At 37.5% G+C, this 24,815-nt stretch carries 21 protein-coding genes and 1 pseudogene; 9 read left to right on the top strand and 13 right to left on the bottom strand.

Going from position 1 to position 24,815, the window contains the following annotated elements:
- Positions 1-108: 108 nt before the first annotated feature.
- The 4 genes from V192_RS0115465 to opp1B are packed head-to-tail and all read right to left on the bottom strand — an operon-like array spanning position 109 to position 4,128.
- Complete coding sequence (locus tag V192_RS0115465; protein WP_025873238.1) at positions 109-1,068, bottom strand: ABC transporter ATP-binding protein; 960 nt, start codon at positions 1,066-1,068, stop codon at positions 109-111.
- Positions 1,068-2,129, bottom strand: coding sequence for an oligopeptide ABC transporter ATP-binding protein Opp1D (gene opp1D, locus V192_RS0115460; RefSeq protein ID WP_010771135.1), 1,062 nt, complete (start codon positions 2,127-2,129; stop codon positions 1,068-1,070). The genes V192_RS0115465 and opp1D overlap by 1 nt, the downstream gene beginning before the upstream one ends.
- 5 nt (positions 2,130-2,134) lie before the next feature.
- A complete protein-coding gene (gene opp3C, locus V192_RS0115455) occupies positions 2,135-3,187 on the bottom strand; it encodes an oligopeptide ABC transporter permease (RefSeq protein ID WP_025873237.1) in 1,053 nt (350 codons plus the stop codon).
- Positions 3,187-4,128, bottom strand: a complete 942-nt coding sequence (opp1B, locus tag V192_RS0115450) for an oligopeptide ABC transporter permease Opp1B (protein ID WP_010771133.1) — start codon at positions 4,126-4,128, stop codon at positions 3,187-3,189. Before opp1B ends, opp3C begins: the two co-directional genes overlap by 1 nt.
- Positions 4,129-4,209: 81 nt before the next feature.
- Here opp1B and V192_RS0115445 point away from each other — a divergent pair, with 81 nt between their 5' ends.
- A complete protein-coding gene (locus V192_RS0115445; protein WP_025873236.1) occupies positions 4,210-4,557 on the top strand; it encodes a DUF3899 domain-containing protein in 348 nt (115 codons plus the stop codon).
- 216 nt (positions 4,558-4,773) lie between these two features.
- Here V192_RS0115445 and V192_RS0115440 read toward each other — a convergent pair whose 3' ends face one another.
- Positions 4,774-6,450: a peptide ABC transporter substrate-binding protein gene (locus V192_RS0115440; RefSeq protein ID WP_025873235.1), complete on the bottom strand. Its 1,677-nt coding sequence runs from the start codon at positions 6,448-6,450 to the stop codon at positions 4,774-4,776.
- 456 nt (positions 6,451-6,906) lie between these two features.
- Between V192_RS0115440 and V192_RS0115435 the strand changes: the two genes are divergently transcribed.
- The 6 genes from V192_RS0115435 (at position 6,907) to fni (ending at position 13,141) form a co-directional block, all read left to right on the top strand.
- A complete protein-coding gene (locus tag V192_RS0115435; RefSeq protein ID WP_025873234.1) occupies positions 6,907-7,965 on the top strand; it encodes an FUSC family protein in 1,059 nt (352 codons plus the stop codon).
- 29 nt (positions 7,966-7,994) lie between these two features.
- Complete coding sequence (locus V192_RS0115430; RefSeq protein ID WP_025873233.1) at positions 7,995-8,630, top strand: pentapeptide repeat-containing protein; 636 nt, start codon at positions 7,995-7,997, stop codon at positions 8,628-8,630.
- A 444-nt stretch (positions 8,631-9,074) separates the two neighbouring features.
- Positions 9,075-10,019: a mevalonate kinase gene (mvk, locus tag V192_RS0115425; RefSeq protein ID WP_025873232.1), complete on the top strand. Its 945-nt coding sequence runs from the start codon at positions 9,075-9,077 to the stop codon at positions 10,017-10,019.
- Positions 10,019-11,017, top strand: a complete 999-nt coding sequence (mvaD, locus tag V192_RS0115420) for a diphosphomevalonate decarboxylase (protein WP_035011501.1) — start codon at positions 10,019-10,021, stop codon at positions 11,015-11,017. The genes mvk and mvaD overlap by 1 nt, the downstream gene beginning before the upstream one ends.
- Positions 11,014-12,111, top strand: coding sequence for a phosphomevalonate kinase (locus tag V192_RS0115415; RefSeq protein ID WP_025873230.1), 1,098 nt, complete (start codon positions 11,014-11,016; stop codon positions 12,109-12,111). The genes mvaD and V192_RS0115415 overlap by 4 nt, the downstream gene beginning before the upstream one ends.
- Positions 12,095-13,141 carry a type 2 isopentenyl-diphosphate Delta-isomerase gene (gene fni / locus V192_RS0115410; protein WP_025873229.1) on the top strand — a complete coding sequence of 349 codons (1,047 nt, stop codon included), beginning with the start codon at positions 12,095-12,097 and terminating at the stop codon, positions 13,139-13,141. The genes V192_RS0115415 and fni overlap by 17 nt, the downstream gene beginning before the upstream one ends.
- 132 nt (positions 13,142-13,273) lie before the next feature.
- Here the strand turns inward: fni and V192_RS20415 are convergent.
- The 8 genes and pseudogenes from V192_RS20415 to V192_RS0115360 all read right to left on the bottom strand — a co-directional run bounded on the left by V192_RS20415 (position 13,274) and on the right by V192_RS0115360 (position 22,389).
- Positions 13,274-14,133: pseudogene (locus tag V192_RS20415) on the bottom strand (VOC family protein).
- A gap of 176 nt (positions 14,134-14,309) precedes the next feature.
- A complete protein-coding gene (locus tag V192_RS0115400; RefSeq protein WP_025873228.1) occupies positions 14,310-15,485 on the bottom strand; it encodes an RNA-splicing ligase RtcB in 1,176 nt (391 codons plus the stop codon).
- 386 nt (positions 15,486-15,871) lie between these two features.
- Positions 15,872-16,303 carry a GNAT family N-acetyltransferase gene (locus tag V192_RS0115385; RefSeq protein WP_025873227.1) on the bottom strand — a complete coding sequence of 144 codons (432 nt, stop codon included), beginning with the start codon at positions 16,301-16,303 and terminating at the stop codon, positions 15,872-15,874.
- Between the two features lie 90 nt (positions 16,304-16,393).
- The gene (adhE, locus tag V192_RS0115380) at positions 16,394-18,991 is read right to left on the bottom strand and encodes a bifunctional acetaldehyde-CoA/alcohol dehydrogenase (RefSeq protein WP_025873226.1); all 2,598 of its coding nucleotides are present in this window, start codon (positions 18,989-18,991) and stop codon (positions 16,394-16,396) included.
- A gap of 190 nt (positions 18,992-19,181) precedes the next feature.
- Positions 19,182-19,388 carry a post-transcriptional regulator gene (locus V192_RS0115375; RefSeq protein WP_239644717.1) on the bottom strand — a complete coding sequence of 69 codons (207 nt, stop codon included), beginning with the start codon at positions 19,386-19,388 and terminating at the stop codon, positions 19,182-19,184.
- A gap of 156 nt (positions 19,389-19,544) precedes the next feature.
- Positions 19,545-19,904, bottom strand: a complete 360-nt coding sequence (gene yajC, locus V192_RS0115370; RefSeq protein WP_025873224.1) for a preprotein translocase subunit YajC — start codon at positions 19,902-19,904, stop codon at positions 19,545-19,547.
- An 82-nt stretch (positions 19,905-19,986) separates the two neighbouring features.
- A complete protein-coding gene (tgt, locus tag V192_RS0115365; protein WP_025873223.1) occupies positions 19,987-21,132 on the bottom strand; it encodes a tRNA guanosine(34) transglycosylase Tgt in 1,146 nt (381 codons plus the stop codon).
- Positions 21,133-21,300: 168 nt separating this feature from the next.
- On the bottom strand, positions 21,301-22,389 hold the full coding sequence (locus tag V192_RS0115360; RefSeq protein ID WP_025873222.1) for an iron-containing alcohol dehydrogenase family protein: 1,089 nt from the start codon (positions 22,387-22,389) through the stop codon (positions 21,301-21,303).
- Positions 22,390-22,613: 224 nt separating this feature from the next.
- Between V192_RS0115360 and V192_RS0115355 the strand changes: the two genes are divergently transcribed.
- Positions 22,614-24,077 carry an ABC transporter substrate-binding protein/permease gene (locus V192_RS0115355; protein ID WP_025873221.1) on the top strand — a complete coding sequence of 488 codons (1,464 nt, stop codon included), beginning with the start codon at positions 22,614-22,616 and terminating at the stop codon, positions 24,075-24,077.
- Positions 24,070-24,792, top strand: coding sequence for an amino acid ABC transporter ATP-binding protein (locus V192_RS0115350; RefSeq protein WP_025873220.1), 723 nt, complete (start codon positions 24,070-24,072; stop codon positions 24,790-24,792). The genes V192_RS0115355 and V192_RS0115350 overlap by 8 nt, the downstream gene beginning before the upstream one ends.
- The last annotated feature ends 23 nt before the right edge of the window (positions 24,793-24,815 follow it).

Raw genomic sequence — 24,815 nt, 5'->3', positions numbered from 1 at the left:
AGAAGAAATAGTTCTACTAGTCATTTCATTTTTTTCATCCCATTTTTTAAAAATTCTAGCTAAGAAAAAATAGTCTTTTTCCTAGCTAGGATTTAGTTTGCAAAACGACTATGCGTGATTCGCTCTGGCTTTTTTCTCTTCGATTTTTTTACGGTACCCTTCAACTTCGTCTTCAGAACAATAAACATAATGTTCAGGAGTGATTTCTCTTAGTTTACGTTCTTTATTGTCTTCAGGTTGTGGTTTATAAACGATACGTTTACGTGTCCGTTCATAATCTGGATCAGGCAATGGGATAGCTGATAGTAAACTTTCAGTATACGGATGCACACCAAAGTTATACACATCATCACTTGAACCCATTTCCAATAATCTACCGCTATGCATTACACCGATACGGTCACTTATATGTTTTACCATTGATAAATCATGGGCAATAAACAAATAAGTCAGACCAGCATCTTTTTGTAAGTCTTGCAATAAGTTAACTACTTGCGCTTGAATCGATACATCCAACGCTGAAATCGGCTCATCACAGATGATGAAACGAGGATCAACAGCTAAGGCTCTGGCGATTCCGATCCGTTGACGTTGTCCACCTGAAAATTCATGCGGATAACGTGTACCATGGCTCGGATCAAGTCCAACGACTTTTAGTAATTCGTTGACCTTAGCTTCACGTTCAGCAGCATCTTTCGCTAAATGGTTAATGTCAATCCCTTCAGCAATGATATCGTTGACTTTCATTCTTGGGTTCAATGAAGCATAAGGATCTTGGAAGATCATTTGTACTTCACGACGGAATGCTTGCATTCCTGATTTTGAACGAATTTTACTGATATCGTCACCATTGAAAATGATTTCTCCACCAGTCGGATCGTATAAACGGATCACACTACGTCCAGTTGTTGATTTACCACTACCAGATTCTCCTACTAGTCCAAATGTTTCACCTTCGTAGATATGAAAACTGATGTCGTCAACTGCTCTAACTTCGTCAGGGCGCCCAACGTTAAAGTATTGTTTTAGTCCTTTAACATCTAAAAGTACTTTTCTTTTTTCACTCATTATTTAACGCCTCCTGCAGTCGTATTATGGCGTTCAGCATAAATTGCCCAACGTCTTACAATTTCAGCTGGAGGGGTGATTTTTGGCGCTTGTGGCGCTAATAACCACGTTGCAGCTTTATGAGTTGGTGATACTTCAAAATACGGTGGTGCTTCTTCTGCGTCGATCTTCATTGCAAACTCATTACGCGGATAGAAAGCATCGCCTTTTGGCGGATCTAACAAATCTGGAGGTGAACCTGGAATCGCATATAGCTTATCTTCCGTTCCTTCCATTGTTGGCATAGAACCAAGTAATCCCCATGTATATGGATGTTGTGGATTGTAGAAAATCTCTTCTGATGTTCCCACTTCCACTAAACGTCCGCCATACATAACAGCTACACGATCAGCCACATTGGCTACCACTCCTAAATCATGGGTGATAAAAATAATCGATGTGCTGATTTTTTGTTGTAAATCTTTTAATAGCTCTAAAATTTGCGCTTGGATCGTAACATCCAAGGCTGTTGTCGGCTCATCTGCAATTAGAACTTCTGGGTAACAAATCAAAGCGATCGCAATAACGATCCGTTGACGTTGTCCACCTGAAAATTGGTGAGGATAGTTTTTCAAACGTTTTTCAGCGTTTGGAATCCCTACTAATTTTAATAATTCTAATGCTTGATCTAAGCCTTCTTTTTTAGAAACTTTATTGTGTTTGATCAACGATTCCGCAACTTGTTTGCCGATCGGCATCGTTGGGTCCAATGAGGTCATTGGATCTTGGAAAATCATTGCAATTTCTTTCCCACGAATGGTTTGCATTTGTTTTTCCGTTTTGTGTACGATATCTTCACCTTTAAACAGAATTTCTCCATTATCGATGTTTGCATTGCTGCTCAATAATCGCATGATACTTCTAGTAGTAACTGATTTACCACTACCAGATTCTCCTACGATTGCAAGAGTTTCCCCTTTGAACAGCTCAAAGCTAACACCACGAATAGCATTTACTTTTCCAGCAAACGTATCAAAAGAAATCTGTAAGTCTTTTACTTCTAATACTTTTTCCATAGTCATTCACTCTACTCTTTCATCTTAGGATCGAAGGCATCACGTAGTCCGTCAGCTAACAAGTTGAAACAAATCATTACGACTGACAAAGTTACGGCAGGAATCCACATCAAATATGGAAGGAAACGGAACGTTTTATATCCTTCATTTAATAATGTTCCAAGAGAAGCGGTCGGCGGTCTTAATCCTAAACCGATGAAACTTAGAAACGCTTCGAAGAAAATTGCCGATGGAATACTGAACATCATTTGAACGATGATCACACTTGAGATATTCGGCAAAATATGTTTTACGGCGATCTTCAAACGAGATTCACCTAATGTTTGGGCGGCTAAAACGAACTCTTGATCTTTTAATTTCAAGGTCTGAGCCCGAACGATCCTGGCCATCGAAATCCAGTTGGTAATAACCATCGCTAACACGATTGATAAAATACCTGGATCAAAAACAGTCAGCATCAAGATCATCACAACAAGGTTAGGAATTCCTGAAAGAACTTCTAAGATACGTTGCATCACTGTATCCACACGTCCGCCTAATAGTCCTGAAATCAAACCGTATGTTACACCGATCGTAATATCAAGTAAGGCTGCGATAAATGCGATCAATAATGAGATACGTGTTCCCATGAATAAACGGCTCAATACATCACGGCCTAATCCGTCTGTTCCTAGGAAGAAGTTTACATTATCAGGAACATTGGCTTGTGCGTATTTATCAACAACTTTTCCAGCGACTGTGGCTGTTCCATTGAAGCCATTGATACTGTCTAAAATCGGAATACGCGGTGGTAAATTGATATAAGCTACATTTTGTTGGGTTGGGTCATGAGGTGAAACCCAAATAGTAATAATTGAAATAAAGATGATGATCCCTAAAAGAATCAAGGAAATCACAGCTGCTTTATTTTTTTTCAAACGACGCCAAGAATCTTGTAAGAAGCTTAATGACGGTGTCGCAATTCGTTCACGTTCCTTTGTTGTTGATGTATCCAAAGGCTGGAAGTCATTTGCAGGTATCTTTTTGATTTTTTCTGGGACATTGTTTAAGTCAACTGTTTCCATTAACCTTTGGCACCTCCTGAAACACGAATTCTTGGATCGATCAATCCATAAAGTAAATCAACGATCAAGATTACAAATACTAATAAAGCAGAATATAGAATAGTTACTGCCATAATTGTTGGGTAGTCATTGGTCATGATCGATTTTACAAATTGCTCCCCAATACCTGGGATAGCAAAAATATTTTCAACAACTAAAGATCCAGTCATCAAACCAACAGCTAATGGACCAAGTAATGTAATCAAAGGAATCAAACTATTTCTAAGTCCATGTCTTACGGCCACTTGCCAGCGACTCAAGCCTTTGGCACGCGCCAACTCTACATAGTCACTATGTAAAACTTCGACCATCTCGGTTCGTATAAACCTGGCGGAATCGGCCATTGGACTCATTGCTAACGCGATCGTTGGTAAAATCGTATAAGCAAACCCATTCCACATTGCGATTGGTAATACTTTTAATTTCATAGCAAAGATATATTGCAGTAATACCGCAAAAACAAAGTTAGGAATCGAACGCCCTAAGATTGCCATTAAAGTTGCTAATGTATCCACCCATGTATTTTGGCGCATCGCTGCAATGATCCCTAGTAAAATCCCTACTAGCGTACCAAAGATGATTGCCTGCGCACCTAATTGTACTGAAGGTCCGATACGGCCTGCTAAAAGTTTTGCTACTGGTTGGTTTTTAAATTGGAAAGAAATTCCAAAATCGCCCACTAGCAGATTTTTTAAGTAAATTCCATATTGAACGATCACCGGTTTATCTAAACCTGATTGCTTGTTCAACATAGCGATTGTTTCTGGACTAAGTTTTTCTTGGTTGGTATAAGGAGTACCTGGTAATAATTGCATTAAGAAAAACGTAATCGTTGCGATCAGCCACAATGTGATGATCATAAAGAAGACCCGTTTAAGAAAATATTTTCCAAAACTGTTCAAGAATGACACCTCCGAGATTATTTTGACTTCATCAGTTTTTTTCGATAAAGTAAGGATAGAAAATTAAGTAAGGATGAGCATATGAAAAATTTTAAATGGCCCTTGATTACTTCAGCGGTCTCAAGCATCGGTATTTTTACTTACCTAATAATAAAACAGTCACTGACTATCCGTTCTGTATCTGATACCTTCTTCATTGTTTCACTCTTCTTTTTAATTATCGGCTTGGCCTTATGGATCATGTCCTCAGGATTTTTTGATAATTTCCAACGTTTTATGAAAATGCATATTCGCTTTAGAAAGAAAAATGAACCAAAAGAATTCATCCCATTTTCAGAGATTGGTAAAGCACATCAGCTTTACTGGCTTGAAACTGGAGGTATTTTACTGATTGTCTCTATTGTTTCTTTATTATTTTACTTTTTATGAGCAAAGATAGCAAGAGAGAGAAATATAAAGTTCTCTGTTAACTTGCTCAAACGCTGAATAAATGGCGAAACAGAAGCAGCTCCTTTAGAAACAAGTTGAAATTCACGAAATTTGGAAACCCAATTTTCGTGAATTTCTTTTTATTCCCATAACCATTCGGTTCCTGGAGGTGTATGCTTCTGTATCAATCATTTTTATGATTAGGACTAGTTCAGATTATTCTGAAATGTATGTCCATTTATAATCGTATTGTGCGCCTGCTGGATGGAAAGCAACATCTTTAACTTTTTCAGCACGTAAGTGAGCTTCTGCTTTTTGGTAAAGTGGAATCACACCCATGTCACCCATGATTATTTTCTCTGCATCAACTAAATTATCCCAACGTTTTTCAGGATCATTGGCATTGGTTGTTGAAGCAGCTTTTAATGCTTTGTCATAGTCAGCATTGCTGTAGTGTCCACGGTTATATGGAACCCCTGTCTGGAATAGATCTAAGAAGCTACTTGGATCTACATAGTCAGCTCCCCAGCCGCCGATAACTGCTTTAAAGTCACCTTTGTTAGAACGGTCTAAACGGACAGCAAATGGTACTGGACTTACTGTTACTTTTGTTCCTTCTAAGCTATCTTGAATCGCACCTTGGATATATTCTACTGTTTTCTTAGATGAATCAGCATCAGAAGATAAGATATCAATATCTAATGTTTTGATACCCAACTCTTTCTTCGCTTTTTCCCAATATTCTTTTGCTTTGTCTTTATCATAAGAAATTTTATCCTCAGCAGCTTCTGTAAAGTCTTCTTTTCCATCTGGAGATTTAGACATATCAGCTGGAACTAAGCCTTTAGGTTCTACAGAACCGTCACCTAGGATCTGCTCAACCAATGATTTACGATCGATTGAATAAGAGATAGCTTTTCTTAAGTTTTCATTTCTAAATGGTGAATTGTCATCGATTTGATTTAATTCCATATATTGAGTCGATGCTGTTTTTAAAATTACAAGCTGTGGATCGTTAGCTGCTTGTTGTGCTAATTCACCAGTTAATTGAACATCATCTACTTGTCCGTCTTGGAATAGATTATATGAAGTTGGTGCTTCTTTTACAACATTCACCTGTACTTCATCCAATTTTACAGCATCTGCATCCCAATATTCTTTATTTTTCTTGTATGACCATTTTGTATCTGTTCCAGGTCCATCAAATCCGTCTAATACGAATGGTCCATTATAAACTGAATTTTCACTGTTTGCAGCATAATCTTTACCATATTTTTCCACAATATCTTTTCTTTGAGGGAAGAACGATGGGAATGCTAGTAGATAATCAAAATAAGGAGTAGCCTTTTCTAAAGTAATCTCTAATTCATAATCGCCTACTGCTTTGATTCCTAATTCTTCTTTATCTTTTTTACCTGCAGCGACATCTGCACCATTTTTTACAGATTCATACAAGTAAGCATATTCTGAAGCTGTCGCAGGGTCAACCGTTCGTTGCCATCCATAGACATAGTCTTCTGCTTTTACTGGTTTGCCATCAGTCCATTTAGCTTTTTCGTTTAACTTAATTTTATAAGTAATTCCGTCTTCGCTGACTTCTGCTTTTTCAGCAGCGCCCGCAGGTTCAGCTTCATTATCTAAATTCAAACGATAGATTCCTTCATACACATTGTTTAAGGCAATAAAACTGATTTGATCTGTTGCTACTGATAAATCAGCACTTGGCATTTCTTGTAATTCATTAACACGGAAAATTTGTTCTCCGCTAGGCTTTCCGTCAGCTGATTTCGAGCTGCCTGAATCGTCTGTTTTTCCGCCGCCATTACCACATGCTGCTAGTGTTAAACTAAATAAAGTGATGAATCCAAAAGCAAATGACTTCTTTAACTTCATTTTTTTTTCCTCCCTAAAATGCCCTAAGTATTTTCTGAAAAATCAGAATTTAATAATTATTTATTGTACTGAGGTATAGTTTACAATTTTTAAATTAAAAAATCAAGAATAATCTTATTTTTTCTTAATACTTCCATCATTAAATTATATCTTCATTAGAAGCTGTTTCTTAGAAATGACTATAAACAGTTGGACAAGCTCGTTTAGCCAAGGCTAAAAAATAGAAAGAAATGAGGGTGGTGTTTTTGCTCCCAATCCTATTTATTTTTTTTCAGTCATGACTAGACCGTAAAACTAGATTAGTTAAAAAGCGATTGTCTTCTTATAAAAGAGTATGTTAGATTAGTATAAGAAGAAATAGACTCTAACCTCAGCACTTTTAAACATGGAACGATCTCGTATCCGCTGGTTGAAAGGTCGTTCACGTATTTCTTATCAATTATAAGGAGTGATTAGATGCATCGTTCAGCATTTTTCAAAGAATTAACTACGTTTCATAAACCTCAAAAAGCACCTTTTCGTTTGATTGGTGCTGGTATCTGTATGGCTGTACCCCTATTCATTGGTTATTTTTCAAACAACTTACTGATTGGCAGCTTCGGCTCACTTGGGATCTTTACTTTTCTCTATTACCAAACTCTTCCATTAAAGGAGCTGCTGATCCGCCTAAGTTCAGTTGGTGGTTTTTTACTTTTTGGTAATTTAGTCGGTGTCTTGAGTACACATATTCCTTGGACTATTCCTATCGTTATAGCGTTGGTTGCTTTTTTCGCCAGAATTATATTTAGGTTATACAGAATTGCTAAGCCGGGGGCTTTTTTTATTGTCATGGTAACCGCCATGGGCAGCGGGACTAAGATTCCTTTGGATAGAGTGCCCATCATGATGAGTTATGTTTTACTGGGCATATTGACGTCTCTTTTAGTAGCAGTCGGCTTATACTTCATTGAAGGAGAAACGGCCGCACCAGAAAAAAAGGTTTCCTTACAAGAGCGACTTTATACAGATCCAGCGGCACTTCTAGATGCATTGCACTACGCTGCAATTTTATTTTTAGCAACCTACATCAGCCAATCTTTACATCTGACAAATGCTTATTGGATGATCGTTTCGTGTGCGGCGGTTTTACAAGGGGATAATTTACGAGCCGTCATGCACCGGAATATTCAGAGGATCTTAGGTACAATGATCGGATTGTTGATTGCAGCTTTGTTGTTGAGCATTTCATTTAGTTCTTTAGAAACAATTTTTCTCATTTGTTTTTTCTTTGTGACTGTCGAATTTTTCATCAAAAGAAATTATGCGATCGCAAACTTTTTTACCACACCTATGTCTTTATTACTCGCTAACTTAGCTCGTCATCAATATTTAGTGAGTTTGTTGAATTATCGTTTGATTGGGATTGTTTTGGGCAGTCTTTTAGGGCTTTTAGGGGCTTATGTTTTAACGACCTGTTTAAAATTTTATAATCGTGCGTATCAATTAAATGAAAATTTGGATAAAGAAACAGAATAGTTCTATCACATTTATTGGAGGGTTTATTTATGAAAATCAAGCAGCCGATTGCCCCATTGTTACCTAAACTGACTGAAACAGATTTTATTTCTTTAGATGATGAAGTAATCATTGAGGGTCTATTTGTAAAAGAACAAGATTTAAGTTATCAAGATGTCCGTAATTTAGTTTTTAGAGAATGTCAGTTTGAAAAATTGACGATGAATCGGAATCATTTGGAGCGTTTTGAATGTAGCAATGTTATTTTTGATCATTGTGATCTTTCAAATACAGAATGGATCGGCGCAAGCTTTCATCAAGTCCATTTTCGCCAATGTAAATTAACTGGTACAAACTTTGCCGAAAGTTATTTGCGGGATTGTCTCTTTGAAGATTGTTTAGCAGACTATACTTCTTTCAGTGCAACCAATCAAAAAGTGGTTCAATTCAAACAAACAAGTTTAAATGATACAGAATTTGTTGAAGTTGCTTGGAATAACCTTTTGCTTGATGGCTGTTCAGTGACTGGTAGTAATTGGTTTCATACAAAATTAGCTGGTCTTGATTTGACCAAGAGTACCTTTGAAAGAATTGCTTTTTCTCAAGAGTTACTCAAAGGGTTAAAAGTAACACAAGAGCAAGCAATTACGATTGCTGCTGGCTTAGGCTTAGTTATTGAAGAATAAGAGAAAGTATACTTAGAGCTAAATTTAAGATTTTTGCTCTAAGTTATTTGTTTACAGATATTAATAAGAAATTAATTTTTTCCTTAATATAGAAACTATAAATTTTACTTCATATCTTTTTTTGGTAAACTAGTGTAGGTTGAGAACATTTCTCAGGTACATGAACTTCCATACTACTACATACTTTATTATCATGAACTATGACCGCCAAATGCGGATCTTAGCTAAAAAAATATTTCTCATAGGGTACTACCAGGTTTATTTGTTGGTTTTATTCTACTATTTGCTTATAACTAGACTGTTTTGGGTGTTTTACTGGTAAGAATCGTTTATAGTACTCTTAATAAAATAAACGTAAATTAAGGTGTTCAATCCATGATTTTTTATCTTATCCCTTGGATCATCACGCATCTGATATTTTAAATAAAAGGACTGTTTATTAAAATGAATAAAGAAAAAATCGGTCATGGGCAAGCCTCTGGAAAAATTATATTGATGGGGGAACATTCTGTTGTTTACGGTGAACCAGCGATTGCTTTTCCGTTTCAAGAGACCTTTGTTTCAACAAAAGTTGAAGCTAATCCTACCATGATTTTAGATTGTGATTATTTTTCAGGGAGACTTTCGGAAATTCCTCCCCAATTAAAAAGTATCAAAGAAGCCATCAGCCAAACCTTGATGACACTTCATCAAGAAGATGCGACGTTAAAGATTACTATTACTAGTACGATTCCCGCAGAGCGTGGTATGGGATCGAGTGCTGCAACTGCTGTTGCTATCGTTCGTGGACTATTTGATTATTTCAATACTTTTTGTGCGCCAGATACCTTGCTACAGTTAGTCAATCGTGCAGAAAAAATAGCTCACGGCAATCCTAGCGGAATTGATGCAGCGGCCACTAGCGGAAATGAACCACTATTTTTCATAAAAGGCCATCCATTAGAAACGTTCCCAATGAATGTTTCCAATGCTTTTTTGATCGTTGCTGATACGGGCATCAAAGGTCAAACAAGAGCTGCTGTTCGTGATGTTGCTCATCTTTTTGATGAAAATAGACCAGCAGTCGCTCGACATATTACTGAGCTAGGCCGCTTGACTAAACGTGCCAAACAGGTTATTTTAGCAGATGATGTTCATACATTAGGAAATGTCATGAATCAAGCACAAGAACAACTTAAAGCATTGACCGTTAGCAATGACCAATTAGATCAATTAGTTGCCGCTGCTCTAGAAAACGGCGCTTTAGGAGCAAAATTAACAGGTGGCGGCCGTGGCGGTTGTATGATCGCTTTGGCTGATTCTAAAGCATGCGCAGGAAAAATTGCTGCCGCATTAGGAGCAGCTGGCGCAAAAGCCACTTGGATTCAATCATTAGGAGTGAAAAATTAATGTACGCTGGAAAAGCACGAGCCTATACAAACATTGCGCTAATTAAATACTGGGGTAAAAAAAATGAACAGTTGATACTACCAATGAACAGCAGTCTTTCTTTGACACTAGATGCTTTTTATACGGAAACCAGTGTTCATTTTGATGAAACATTAACTGAAGATATCTTCTTTTTAGATGGGAAAAAACAAGATTCTAAGCAAACAGAAAAAATTTCCAACTTTTTAGATATGGTTCGCAAACAGAAAAATTTATCGTTATTTGCAAAAGTTGACAGTCAAAACTTTGTACCTACAGCAGCAGGACTTGCCTCTTCTGCTAGCGGTTTAGCTGCTCTAGCTGGTGCCTGTAGCGAAGCATTAGATTTACAATTAACTGAAACAGAGTTATCTCGCTTGGCTAGACGCGGTTCAGGATCTGCCTGCCGCAGTATTTTCGGGGGATTTGCCGAATGGCAAAAAGGCGACTCCGATCAGACCTCATTTGCTCAAACGGTTCCTTCGGATAATTGGGAGGATGAACTAGCCATGATATTCGTTTTAGTCGATGATGGTGTAAAAGATATTTCCAGCCGCGATGGTATGAAACGAACAGTTGAAACATCAAGCTTTTATTCTGGTTGGTTAGACAATGTTGAACCCGATTTAACAGCAGCCAAACAAGCAATCAAGGAAAAAGATTTTAATACGTTAGGTGAAGTTACTGAAGCCAATGGGTTACGCATGCATGGCACTACTTTGGCGGCCGTTCCACCATTTACTTATTGGTCACCTGAAAGTTTAAAAGTCATGCAATGCGTACGTTTAGCTCGTCAAGAAGGTTTGCCTTGTTACTTTACGATGGATGCTGGACCAAATGTTAAAATTTTAGTCGAAAAGAAAAACCTGACTGCTTTAAAGAATTTTTTAGCAGATCATTTGTCTGAGCAAAAGCTGATCACAGCGTACGCTGGACCAGGAATTACCTTGATGCCTATAGAAAGGTCGGAAGAATTATGATAGAAGTTTCTACACCAGGTAAACTGTTTATTGCTGGCGAGTATGCTGTTGTTGAACCAGGACACCCAGCGATTATCGTAGCCGTGGATCAATTTGTAATGGTCACTCTAGAAACAGCAGAAAATGTCGGTAGTATTCAGTCTGCTCAATACAGCTCGCTACCTGTGCGCTGGACTAGAAGAAACAACGAACTAGTTCTTGATATTCGAGAAAATCCTTTTCACTATGTTTTAGCAGCGATTCGTTTAACTGAAAAATATGCGCAAGAGCAAAATAAAGAGTTGTCTTTTTATCACTTGAAAGTTACTAGTGAGTTAGATAGTTCAAACGGACGCAAATACGGTTTAGGTTCCAGCGGTGCGGTCACTGTGGCAACTGTAAAAGCATTGGGGCTCTTTTATGGTTTAAATCTCACGGAAGAAGAGATCTTCAAACTTTCTGCACTAGCTCATTTAGAGGTTCAAGGAAATGGTTCTTGTGGTGATATCGCAGCAAGCTGCTACGGAGGATGGATCGCTTTTTCAACTTTCGACCATGACTGGGTTTCAGAACAAGTCCAAAAACAAGCGCTAACAGCGTTGCTTCAAGCAACTTGGCCAAAATTAATGATCCAACCGTTGACTGTTCCAAAAAAACTACGTCTTTTAATTGGTTGGACAGGCAGCCCTGCTTCCACTTCTGATCTAGTAGATCAAGTCAACCAGTCCAAAGAAGTGCAAGAAACAGCCTATCAACAATTTCTAGATGACAGTAAAACGTGTGTCGAAACAATGATTACAGGTTTTAATACGGAAAATATTTCTTTGATCCAAACGCAAATACGAAAAAATCGACAATTACTCCAACAGCTAACATCGATCACAGGCGTTACGATCGAAACACCTGCCTTAAAAAAATTATGTAATTTAGCACAAACTTGTGGTGGTGCAGCGAAATCTTCTGGTGCAGGTGGCGGTGATTGCGGTATCGTCTTGTTTAAACAAAAATCCGGCATTTTACCTTTGATGAGTTCTTGGGAAAAAGAAGGAATCACTCCTTTACCATTGCATGTATACTTTTACGGAAAGCAGGAAAAAGATGAATCGAAAAGATGAACACATTTCGTTAGCAAAAGCCTTTCATAAAGATAAAACCAACGACTTTGATCAAATTCGTTTCGTCCATCATTCCTTTCCAGAAATAGCAATGGATGATGTCGATATTTCAGCGTCTTTTCTTGGTTTTTCCTTGAAACAACCTTTTTATATCAATGCTATGACAGGCGGCAGTGAGCGTGCGAAAGACATCAATCAAAAGCTTGGCATCATCGCAAAAGAAACTGGCGTGATGGTGGCCACAGGATCAGTCAATGCAGCTTTGAAAAACCCTGACTTAGCAGAGAGTTATCAAATCATGCGCAAAGAAAATCCAGACGGTGTGATTTTGGCAAATATTGGTGCTGGACTTTCTTTAGAAAAGGCCAAAAGAGCGGTCGAGCTTTTTCATGCTGATGGACTGCAAATTCATGTGAATGTACCACAAGAGTTGGTCATGCCAGAAGGAGATCGAAATTTCCATGGCTGGCTGGACAATATTGAAGATATTGTTTCGCAATTGTCTATTCCAGTTATTGTAAAAGAAGTTGGCTTTGGCATGAGTAGTGAAACGATCGAACAATTAGTCTGGCGCGGTGTAAAAGCGGTCGACGTCAGCGGTCAAGGCGGAACGAGCTTTACACAAATTGAAAATGCCCGTCGAAAAAAACGAGAATTAGGATTTTTAACTGATTGGGGACAATCTACTGTTCTTTCCTTGTTAGAGTCAGTGAACTGGCAACGAGACATAACTGTTTTAGCTTCAGGTGGTGTTCGTCAGTCGTTGGATATCGTCAAAGCTCTTAGTCTTGGGGCTAAAAGTGTGGGCGTCGCAGGAACTATTTTAAATCACCTGATGACAAATGGGGTAGATGAAACAATCGAGCTTGTTCAGCAATGGGAAGATGAACTTAAAATGTTATATACCTTGCTTGGCAAAACAACCACAACTGAGCTTACCACAACGGATATTATTTTTTCTAGTGAGATTATTCATTGGTGTGAAAGCCGTGGAATTGCTTATCAGCCATTTGCTAAGAGAAGTAAATAAAGAAAGAGTGAGTGGGACATAACTCTTCGAGTCATGTCCCACTCATGTGGAATCTGGATAAACGGTGGGAGCAGAAGCAATCCTTTCGGAAATAAGTGAGAACGAAACCAACCTCTAATCTTAGAATATTTCTTATCCTTCATACGCTTTCTTCAACGCAGATATATCGATTCGTTTCATTTTATACAATTCTTGCATCACGCGATACGCTCTATCAGGATCAGAATTATCCAATAGCTCTTCTAAATCATTGGTCACTGTCTGCCAACAGACACCATACTCATCTTCCATCCAGCCGCATGGCCATTCTTTTCCTTTGGCAGTGACTGCTCCCACAATTGATTAATCTCTGTTTGATCCTTACAATAGATGTAAAATGACGTCGCCATCGTAAAAGTAAAATCATGTGCTTCACCACTATCCATGACACGAAACGGTTGTCCATGCATCGTAAATAAAGCTTGGGCTAGCGTGCCATCAGGATTTTTTTGAACATATTCTACCTGCCCTTCACCGAAAATATCGATCCACTGATGCATCGCTTCTTCTGCATTGCCAAATTGTTCTCCAGCAAACAAAAAGCTAGGAGCAATCGATTGCGGTGTACCTGCTAAAACTAATTGCCATGAAACACCATATCGATCATTCAACCAACCATATTTTTTGCTAAATGGGTACTCACCAAATTCCATCAAGACTTCACCATTGTGACTTAAGGTTTCCCATAACTTATTGATTTGCTCTTCTGTCTCACATTCTACGAAAAATGAAATTGCAGGGGTCAACTGGAATTCTGGCCCACCATTTAGTAAAATAAATTCTTGTCCTGCAAGTGTCAAAGCTATCGTCAGTACTGATCCTTTGGGCTGATGTTCACTATCTACATAGTAATCAATCTTATTAACTTTTCCCTCTTCAAATGCATTCACATAAAACTCAGCTGCTTCTTCTACTTTTCCATCAAACCATAAACAGGGAGAAAATTTAGGCATCTTCGAACCATCCTTTCTTAAATAGGCTTTTCTATTTCAGTAAACACTGATACTGTCCCCCCATTATATACATCAAATGATTTTTTTGAAAAAGCAACGCTTTTGATCATGTCAACCCTAAAATTTTCTCTCATTTCGTTCTTTTGAATAAAACTATCTGTTCAAATCCACGCCTCTTATCCTTTAAAATTATACAAAGGACGGATCACCTCTTGAATATCCATCGTATCCTTCACATCTTTCATTAATTGTTTCATCGGCTTATACGCTTTTGGTGCTTCGTCAATCGTTTTTTTTGAAACAGAAGTCGTCCATATATGCTTCATAGCATGCTGATAGCTTTCTAAACTGATTTTTGCTTTGGCTTGAGAACGGCTCAATAAACGTCCCGCTCCATGAGGGCCAGATTGATTCCATTCCGGATTCCCTTTCCCTGTAGCTAAAATACTCCCGTCTTTCATATTTAACGGCACAATGATTTTTTCACCTAATTTTGCCGAAACTGCCCCTTTTCTTAAAAGATGATTTTCTAAGTCAATATAATTATGAGGGCAATCGAATACTTCTATCGCAGCCTTTTTCCATTTCATCCCTTTAAGTATGGTTTCAGCCATTATTTTGCGATTCATAGCAGCATATTCTTGAGCAATTTTCATATCCTCTAAATACCTACTTAGATTATTCGCCGTTACATAAGAAAGCTCATAAGGTATTTTCACTGCTTCTCGTGCGGCTTGTAACTCTTTTGCTTGCTCTATCTCTTTATTTTGCTTGGCGTGCGTTGCAGCTATTTTTAGTTCTTTTCTTTTTTGTGCTAATGCTTGGTAGGCAACTTCCTGATGATATTCAGCAATCTCTTTACCTAAAACGCGACTGCCGCTATGGATCACTAAATATAAACCGTCTGTTCCTTCATTGACTTCAATAAAATGATTTCCACCACCAAGTGTCCCTAAGCTTCTTAATGCCCAACCTTTATGGATAGGCGCATGGATCATTCCTAATTCAAATTCATGTAAGCTTTTATCATGAGACTGAGAGCCGCTTGGAATTCTCGTACGAATAATTCTATCTAGTTTATCGAAATTAGTTTTAATCGATTTTTTTAACTTTACAACGTATAAACCACAACCAATATCCACCCCAACTAAGTTTGGTACAACTTTGTCCGTGATCGTCATTGTGGTTCCGATCACACAACCTGATCCACTATGGGTATCCGGCATGATTCTGATTTGGCTTTCTTTGGCAAATTCTTGATTACATAAAGACATGATTTGTCCAATTGTACTGTCATCTAACATATCCGTAAATACTTGTGCTTCGTTATATTTTCCTTTGATTGTTAACATTCTGATTCCTCGTTCTTTTTTATAGTTTGGAATGCAAAATGTCGGCCACATTCCTTAGCCGGTTTGATTTTTTCCTTTTCTTCCACTCATTGGGTTCACCTCCAAAAAAATTAACAAAAAAACCACCAATCAAAAATGATTGATGGCTTATCTTTTAAAGAACCTTGCTTAAATAGTTCTATATACTGAAAGAGAGAACAAAAAAACATGATTTTTGCAATTGTCTCAATCTAAGATAACGTTCTACAACCCATTTTTGACTATTACTTGCTTTGAATTGATTCATTGTCATTTTGCTCCCTCCTTTCTTCTTTGTTATTTTTCTATGGTATCATTTTATAATTTCATTTGTCAACATACAATTTTATTCTTTACGACTGATATTTTTATTCAACTATTTTTCTGAAATTAACTTGATTCTTCACTCTTACATAGCCTTGATGTTCGTAAAATTTATGTGCTTCAGTTCTTTCTACACCTGAATTTAATCGAATTCCTTTCGCACCTTGTTCCTTTGCCCATTGCTCAGCATATTCAAGTAAAGCTTTTCCTATCCCTTGACTATGAAATTCCTCAGCTACTACAAGTGCCAATACATTCATTAATTTCGGAGCATACGTACAAACATATTCACTTAGTTGAATATAGCCAACCACCTTTTCATCTAACTCTTTCACAAACAATTTATTTACTGGTGAGGATAATAAATAGCTCAACTGGTTTTGGGCTTCTGCCAATGGATATTCATGATTCAACGGACTAGTATTTAACTGATTGATTGCCTCTACATCTTCTAATTTCGCTTCTCTAATGGTCATTTCTATCGCTCCTACTTTTTTACCTTTATTATAACTCCTAAATAGAAAAAAGAAGAGCAACTTTTACGCCGCTCTTCTTCATTTATTCAATTAACCATTATAGGCATCAATGATGATTTGTTTTAATTCACTGATCAATGGTTCTTTTGGATTTGCTGTAGTACATTGATCTTCATAAGCAAGTTCTGCCATGTGATCAACTGTAGAATCAAGAATTTCTTGTGTAACACCTTGTGCTTTCAAGTTCATATCGATTCCAACAGATACACCTAAATCATAAACAGCTGTTGCTAATGCATCCACTAATTCTGCTGTATTTTTTCCTTTAAGACCTAAGAATTTCGCAATATCAGCGTAATCTGTGTCTGCACGGAAGTAGTCATATTTAGGGAACATTGCATGTTTTGAAGGATCTTTGGCATTGTAACGGATGATATGCGGCAATAAAATCGCATTAGTACGTCCGTGAGGAATCCCATATTCTCCACCAATTTTATGTGCGACTGAGTGACAAATTCCCAAGAATGCGTTGGCAAAAGCCATACCAGCCATTGTTGATGCGTTATGCATTTTTTCACGACTTTCTGCATCTGGACGTTTCACTGAGTTTTCTAAGTGTTCAAAGACTAATTTGATTGCTTGTAAACTTAATCCACGGGTGTAATCAGAAGCCATTACTGAAACATAAGACTCGATTGCATGTGTTAATACATCCATACCTGTATCCGCTGTTACAGAAGCTGGAACTGACATCACAAATTGAGGATCGATGATCGCAACATCTGGCGTCAATGCGTAATCAGCTAATGGATATTTTACATGAGTTTCACTATCTGTAATAACCGCAAATGGTGTTACTTCTGATCCCGTACCTGATGTTGTTGGAATACATACGAATTGTGTTTTAACTGCTTTTTCAATTTTGTACGTACGTTTACGGATATCTAAGAATTTTTGTTTCGCGCCAAAGAATTCTGTATCTGGGTGTTCATAGAACATCCACATGCCTTTAGCCGCGTCCATTGCAGATCCGCCACCTAAAGCGATGATTGTATCTGGTTCAAAATCAACCATGACTTTTGTTCCAGCGTAAACTGTGTTTGTAGATGGATTTGGTTCTACAGCTGAGAATACTTCGATTTGAACGTCGTTTTTACGTTTTTGTAATTCTTTACGAACTGTATCAGCATAGCCAAATTGAACCATTCCTGGATCACAGACGATCATCACACGTTCAACATTTTCCATTTTTTGTAGATATTGTAATGAATTTTTTTCAAAGAAAATTTTTGGCGGTAATTTAAACCATTGCATATTATTTCTCCGTTTCGCTACAGTTTTGACATTGATCAAGTTTACAGCAGATACGTTTTTAGAGACTGAGTTTTTACCGTAAGATCCGCAACCTAATGTTAATGAAGGAATCATTTCGTTATAGATATTACCGATTCCACCTTCTGCTGATGGAGAGTTCACTAAGATACGGCAAGCTTTCATGCGTAAACCAAATTTCACTTGTAGATCTTCATCTTCTGTATGGATCACAGCAGTATGACCTAAACCACCTAATTCAAGCATTGCTTCACATAAATCAAATGCGTGATCTGTATTTTTCGCTTTCATCATCGCTAATACTGGAGATAATTTTTCACGAGAAAGTGGATATTCAGCTCCTGCACCTTCAAGTTCAGCAATTAGAATTTTTGTTCCTTTTGGTACTTTGATTCCTGCTAAGTCAGCGATATGTTCAGCTGAGTACCCAACGATTGCTGGATTAACTGCATATTTGCCTTCATTCATCACAGCATCTTCTAATTTTTGTAATTCGTTTGGTTTAACGAAGTATACTTGATGTGCTTCAAATTCTGCTTTTACAGCTGCATAAACTTCTTTGTCTACGATCACAGCTTGTTCAGAAGCACAGATCATACCATTATCGAATGATTTAGAAACAATCAAATCGTTAACTGCACGTTTGATTTTTGCTGTTTTTTCAATATATGAAGGAACGTTACCTGGTCCAACACCTAAAGCTGGTTTACCAGTTGAGTACGCTGATTTTACCATGCCGGCACCACCAGTGGCTAAAACAATGGCGATTCCAGGATGATTCATCAAACCTGATGTAGCTTCCAATGAAGGTTGTTCGATCCATTGAACACAGTTTTCAGGAGCACCTGCTTTGATTGCCGCATCACGAACGATACGAGCTGCTTCTGCAGAACATTTTTGTGCACTTGGATGGAAAGCAAAGACGATCGGGTTACGTGTTTTGATTGAGATCAATGCTTTAAAGATTGTTGTTGATGTTGGGTTTGTTGTTGGTGTAACACCACAAACCACTCCAACTGGTTCAGCGATTTCAATCAAGCCAGTTTGATCATCTTTATTGATAACTCCGACTGTTTTATCGTGTTTAATGCTGTTCCAGATATATTCAGAGGCATACATATTTTTAATTGCTTTATCTTCATAAATTCCGCGGCCAGTTTCTTCAACAGCCATTTTTGCTAGAGGCATATGTTGATCTAAAGCAGCCATTGCCATTTGGTGCACAATATGGTCAACTTTTTCTTGATCGAAGTCTTCCATTTCTTTTAAAGCAACATTTGCTTTTTTTGCTAACTCGTCGATCATTGCTGATACATCAGTTGTTTTAGTATCTTCTTTCTTCATTGTTTTAGCCATTGTGATCCTCCTAGAAAAATAAGTTATTTATTTTTGTTTGTTAACTATTTCACATACACATCATACAACATTATTTTTTCCTTGTAAATAGTTTTATTGTGATTTTTTTCACATTTAAATAATTTTTTTTCTCCAAAACACAAACAAGCGCTTTCTATCTTACAAAAAGAAAAAAAGGACCTATTCACTATTAGAATAGGTCCGTTAAATCATGCCAATCTTTGATCTTTAAACTACTTGTTTGCGCAAGTAATTGTTGATAATCAAAAAATTCATTTGGCTCAATATGTAGAATATCTTCCTTGCACTTTTTGATCGATGCTGGAGATTGCTTTTTCCAACGATAAGAAACCAGATAATTCATCAATTCCGTCTCGTTGACAGATGAATACCCCAGTTGCTGAAAAGATCGGCACTTCGTCTTTAATTCTTTTTTTAATAAGAACTTTTGATGCCACGACAGCTTTTCGATGGCTCTCCCCTTCTTTCTGAAGAATGATCTATGTATATTTTCCTGATAGGTTAGAAAGAAAAAATCCCAGCAAGCTGGAATTTATTCTTTCGTTTCATCGTTTTCAGAAGTTGTTGGTTCTTCAACAATTGTTTCCTCTGCTTCAACTACAGTTACATCATTGTCATTTGTAACAACTGTTCCTGGTTTCACTGTTTTGATCGCTGCACGATCAAATTCAAGGATAATTCCTTCACAATCGATCAATACAGTTCTCTTGTCAGTGTCAATTTCAGAAATCACGCCGTGTAAACCACCGATCGTTACAACTCCATCGCCCACTTTCATTGCATCTAAAAGTGTTTGACGTTCATTTTGTTGTTTCTTTTGCGAACGTGTCATAAAAAACATCATTCCCGCTAAAAGAATTAATGGTAAAATAAACGAAAGTCCTCCGCCCATTATCTATTCACCTCTCTATCGTATAATCACTAGTTTACTGTAACAAAATTTCTTGTACAACACTAGTCTTTTGATCATTTTTTTAGAAACTTTTCGCATTCTCTTTATTGAAGCCATATTCTTCAAAAAAGGCTTGTCTAAATTCTAGTAAATTATCATCCATGATTGCTTGACGAACTTGTTTCATCAGATTCAATAGGAAGTATAAATTATGGTAAGACGTTAAACGAATCCCAAATGTTTCATCCGCTTTGATCAAGTGGCGAATATACGCTCGAGTATAGTTTTTACATGTATAGCAATCACATTTCTCATCCAATGGACGGAAATCTCTTGCATACTGCGCATTTTTAACAACCAGACGACCTTTTGAAGTCATACACGTTCCATTTCTAGCAATTCGAGTTGGCAAGACACAGTCAAACATATCGATCCCACGAATCACCCCATCGATCAATGAATCCGCAGTTCCTACACCCATTAGATATCTTGGTTTATTATCAGGAATCAACGGTGTTGTAAAATCTAGCACACGGTTCATTTCAGCTTTAGGTTCACCAACTGATAAGCCACCAATAGAATAGCCTGGAAAATCCATACTGATCAAATCTTTTGCGCTTTGACGGCGTAGATCTTCATATCCAGCACCTTGAATGATTCCAAATAAGCCTTGACGGTCTGGATTAGCATGAGCTTTTAACCCACGTTCTGCCCAGCGTGAAGTACGCTCGATCGATTTCTTCACATAATCATAGCTTTCATCAAACGGCGGGCACTCATCAAAACTCATCATAATATCAGAGCCTAGATTATTTTGAATGTTGATTGCTTTTTCTGGTGAAAGGAACAGTTTAGATCCATTCAGATGATGTCTAAAATGAACACCTTCTTCAGTGATTTTACGCATATCACTTAATGAGAATACTTGAAAACCACCAGAATCTGTTAAAATCGGTTGGTCCCAATTCATAAATTTATGTAAGCCACCTGCTTCTGCAATCAAATCGTCTCCAGGTCGAAGCCATAAATGATAGGTATTGCTTAGAATCACCCCGGCTCCCATCTCTTTCAAATCTTCTGGTGACATTGTTTTTACTGTCGCTAACGTTCCTACAGGCATAAACATTGGTGTTGGAAATGTTCCGTGAGGTGTGATGATTTCTCCTAAACGGGCACCAGTATGTTTTTCTTTCTTTATTAAACGATAACGAATGGCTGGTTCTGTCATTCATTCTCCTACTTTCTTTTGTAAATTTACACTTTCCTCATCATACTTTTTTTTGTTTGTATTTGCAAGGTTTTACAGGCTTTCTTTAGGATATCCTTAGACAATAAAAACTGGAGATACGAGTTCAACGTCTTCGGTCTCCAGTTCTTTTATTTTTTTCAGCTTCACTTATCTACTGCTCATCGCCTCTTCAAGTTCGATCATTGCTGTTTTGACAATTTCTGGTGTAATCTTTTCTTTCATATAATGAATAGTTTCATGCGGCTCAGCAGCACGTTCAGCAACACGCTGATAATCATCCTCTGATAAATCCATCTTCATTTCTTTTAAAGAAATTGGTAAATCTAAACTGTGGTAAAACGGAATGAGTTTCTCGATTTCCGACCATTTATTTTCGATCACTAACTGAACCAAAACACCATACGCAACTTTATTGCCATGAAGTTGGTGGTGGCTCTCTGGTAAAATAGTCAACGCATCATGAATTGAATGGGCCCCGGACGTTCGACCATAGTCATCACCGAATCCGCCAACCATTCCGCCAAGTAAAATATTCGTTTCTATAACATTTAAAAAGGCTTGATTGATTTCTTTTTTCTTGATGGCACTAAGCGCTTCTTGGCTATCTGCAAGTAAAACATCTCTACATTTTTTCGCGGCAAATGCGGACACTTGGATTTCAATCGGCTGTACCGCTAATTGCGAGATCATCGCATCTGCTTCGTACCATTTAGCCACAGTATCTCCGATTCCTGCAATCATCAGCTCGATCGGTGAATCCAAAATAACTTTAGGTTCAATTAAAACTAGCGCATTACTTCGAGCAAATACATCATAGCGATCCATTGAGCCATCCTTATTATAAATCACACTCAGTGGTGTATACGCAGCACACGTCGCAGCTAAGGTTGGTAAAATCAAAATCGGTGTGCTGCATTGATCAGCAACAGCTTTCCCCAAATCCGCAATTTTCCCACCGCCGACAGCTATAATTCCTTCTAGTTGTTCTTGCTCAAATAAGCTTTTTAATTCCAGCGTCTTCTCATCTGTACATTCTCCACCATAATAAACGAAATGTGCATCTATATTCACTAGTGTAGGAAAATAGGGTTTCGCTGCTTCCCATGACTCTTTCCCATGTAAAACCATTACTCGTTTGATTTTTCTTCTATTTAAATGTTCCTCTAAATCATCCCACGCACCAACTCGGCATTCATACTCTTGCGGTGCTCCTCTTACTATCAATGATTGATTCATTCTTCTCGACCTTTCATTTTTTACTAATTTTTATGCAAAAGTGAACTTTCGTAAATTCTTTGATAAAATTCACTTTTCCTTTCCCTTAATCTATGATATGATAAAACACATCCAAAAACAATAAATTTTTATACATTTATTCATGTTTTTTAGAATATTTATTGAAAAAATAAGCAGTTGTACTTACTCAACTGTTATCATTCTATTATAAAGGAGAAGAACAAATGAAATTATGTAAAAAAACTTTAGCACTTATCATTCCCGTATTGCTGGTACTACTCACTTTTATCCCTGTAGCTACAGTAAGCGCAGAAGAACCAGATCCTGTCTATGACAGCATCATGAAACGAGGAGAACTTATTGTCGGTTTATCAGCGGACTATGCGCCGTATGAGTTTCACGCAGATGTTGATGGTAAAGACCAAGTCGTTGGTTTTGATATCTCGATTGCACAAAAAATTGCAGATGATCTTGGCGTGAAATTAAAAATCGAAGAATTGGGTTTTGATGCATTATTAGGTGCATTGAAAACAGGCAAAATCGATTTGATCATTTCAGGTATGGCACCAACACCTGAACGACTACAAGAAGTTAATTTTTCGACTCCTTATATGACGGTTCAACAAAAAGTTGTCGTTAGAAAAGCAGACAAAGATCAATTTCAATCAACAAAGGATTTTGATGGTGTAAAAGTTGGCGTTCAAAAACAAACGACACAAGAGGAATTGGCGAAAACAGAACTTGTTGGTTCAATTCCAACTTCTTTACAAAAAGTACCAGACATCATCATGAACTTAAAAAATAAAAAAGTGGATGCCGCTGTTTTGGAAGGTCCTGTTGCTGAAGCTTATGTTGATCGTGATCAAGAATTAACATTTGCAGACGTTTCATTTGAACAAGGTCAAAAAGATGCTGCTGTTGCGATTCCTAAAAATGCCCCTATTTTAGAACAAAAAGTCAACGCTTCGATCAAAACGATCAATGACAATAATTTATTAGATGGTTATAAAAAAGAAGCGGGTAAATTAATGTTTACAGACGATGAAAGCTTCCTTGGAAAATACGGAAAATTTTATATCAGCGGTGCTGGTTATACGATTTTCTTAGCCTTTATGGGCGTATTGTTTGGCGCGATTCTTGGTGGTTTATTGGCCTTGATGAAGTTGTCTAAATCAAAGATTTTGCGTGGTATCGCTATTTGCTATATCGAATATGTTCGTGGTACACCTCTATTAGTACAAATCTTTATCGTCTATTTCGGTACAGGTGTTCTAGGTCTTGATTTATCGAAAATCGCTGCTGGTTGTATCGCTCTCGCATTGAATAGTGGTGCTTATGTGGCTGAAATCGTTCGTGCTGGAATCAATGCGGTGAACAAAGGACAATTAGAAGCCGCTCGTTCTCTTGGTATGAATCAACCACAAGCAATGCGTTACATTATTTTGCCACAAGCAATCAAGAATATCTTACCTGCTTTAGGTAATGAGTTTGTAACGGTCATCAAAGAATCTTCTGTCGTTTCAGTTATTGGAGTTTCGGAATTGATCTTCCAAGCTGGCAATGTTCAAGGAGCTAGCTTTAAACCATTCTTACCATATCTTGTGGTATCATTGATTTACTTTGTTTTAACCTTTACTATTTCTCGCCTGTTAGGTGTTGCTGAAAGGAGAATGAGCACTAGTGATTAATATAAAAAACTTACACAAAACTTTCGGAAAAAATGAAGTCTTAAAAGGTATTGACTTAGATGTAAAAGCTGGAGAAGTAGTCGTAATCATCGGCCCTTCTGGCAGCGGAAAAAGTACCTTCTTGCGTTGCTTAAACTTATTAGAACAACCAACAGACGGAACGATCGAATTTGAAGGTAAAAATTTATTGGATAAAGATACAGATATCGATGCTCTTCGCCAAAAAATGGGTATGGTATTTCAAAATTTCAATCTATTTCCTCACAAAACAGTTTTAGATAATTTAACGATCAGTCCAATCAAAGTCAAAAAAGAAACAACCGACGCTGCAAAAGAAAAAGCGCTAGCTCTGTTAGAACAAGTTGGCTTAAAAGATAAAGCTTCTAGTTATCCTTCCAGTTTATCTGGCGGACAGCAACAACGGGTAGCAATTGCACGTGCCTTAGCAATGAATCCTGATGTGATGCTCTTCGATGAGCCAACATCTGCACTAGATCCGGAAATGGTCGGTGAAGTTTTAGCAGTTATGAAAGCTTTAGCAGTTGAAGGGATGACGATGGTCGTTGTAACACATGAAATGGGCTTCGCTCGTGAAGTTGCCGATCGTGTGATTTTCATGGATGCTGGCATCATTCAAGAAGAAGGAACCCCTGAAGAGATCTTTGGTCAACCGAAAAACCCAAGAACGCAGGACTTTTTAAGAAAAGTTTTATAAAAATCGAAAGAGGACAAAACAAG

The sequence above is a fragment of the Enterococcus crotali genome (assembly GCF_000633635.1).
In the GTDB taxonomy this organism is placed as follows: Bacteria; Bacillota; Bacilli; order Lactobacillales; family Enterococcaceae; genus Enterococcus_L; species Enterococcus_L crotali.
Note: the sequence above shows the minus strand (reverse complement) of the source record. Positions and strands in the feature narration are given on the sequence as shown.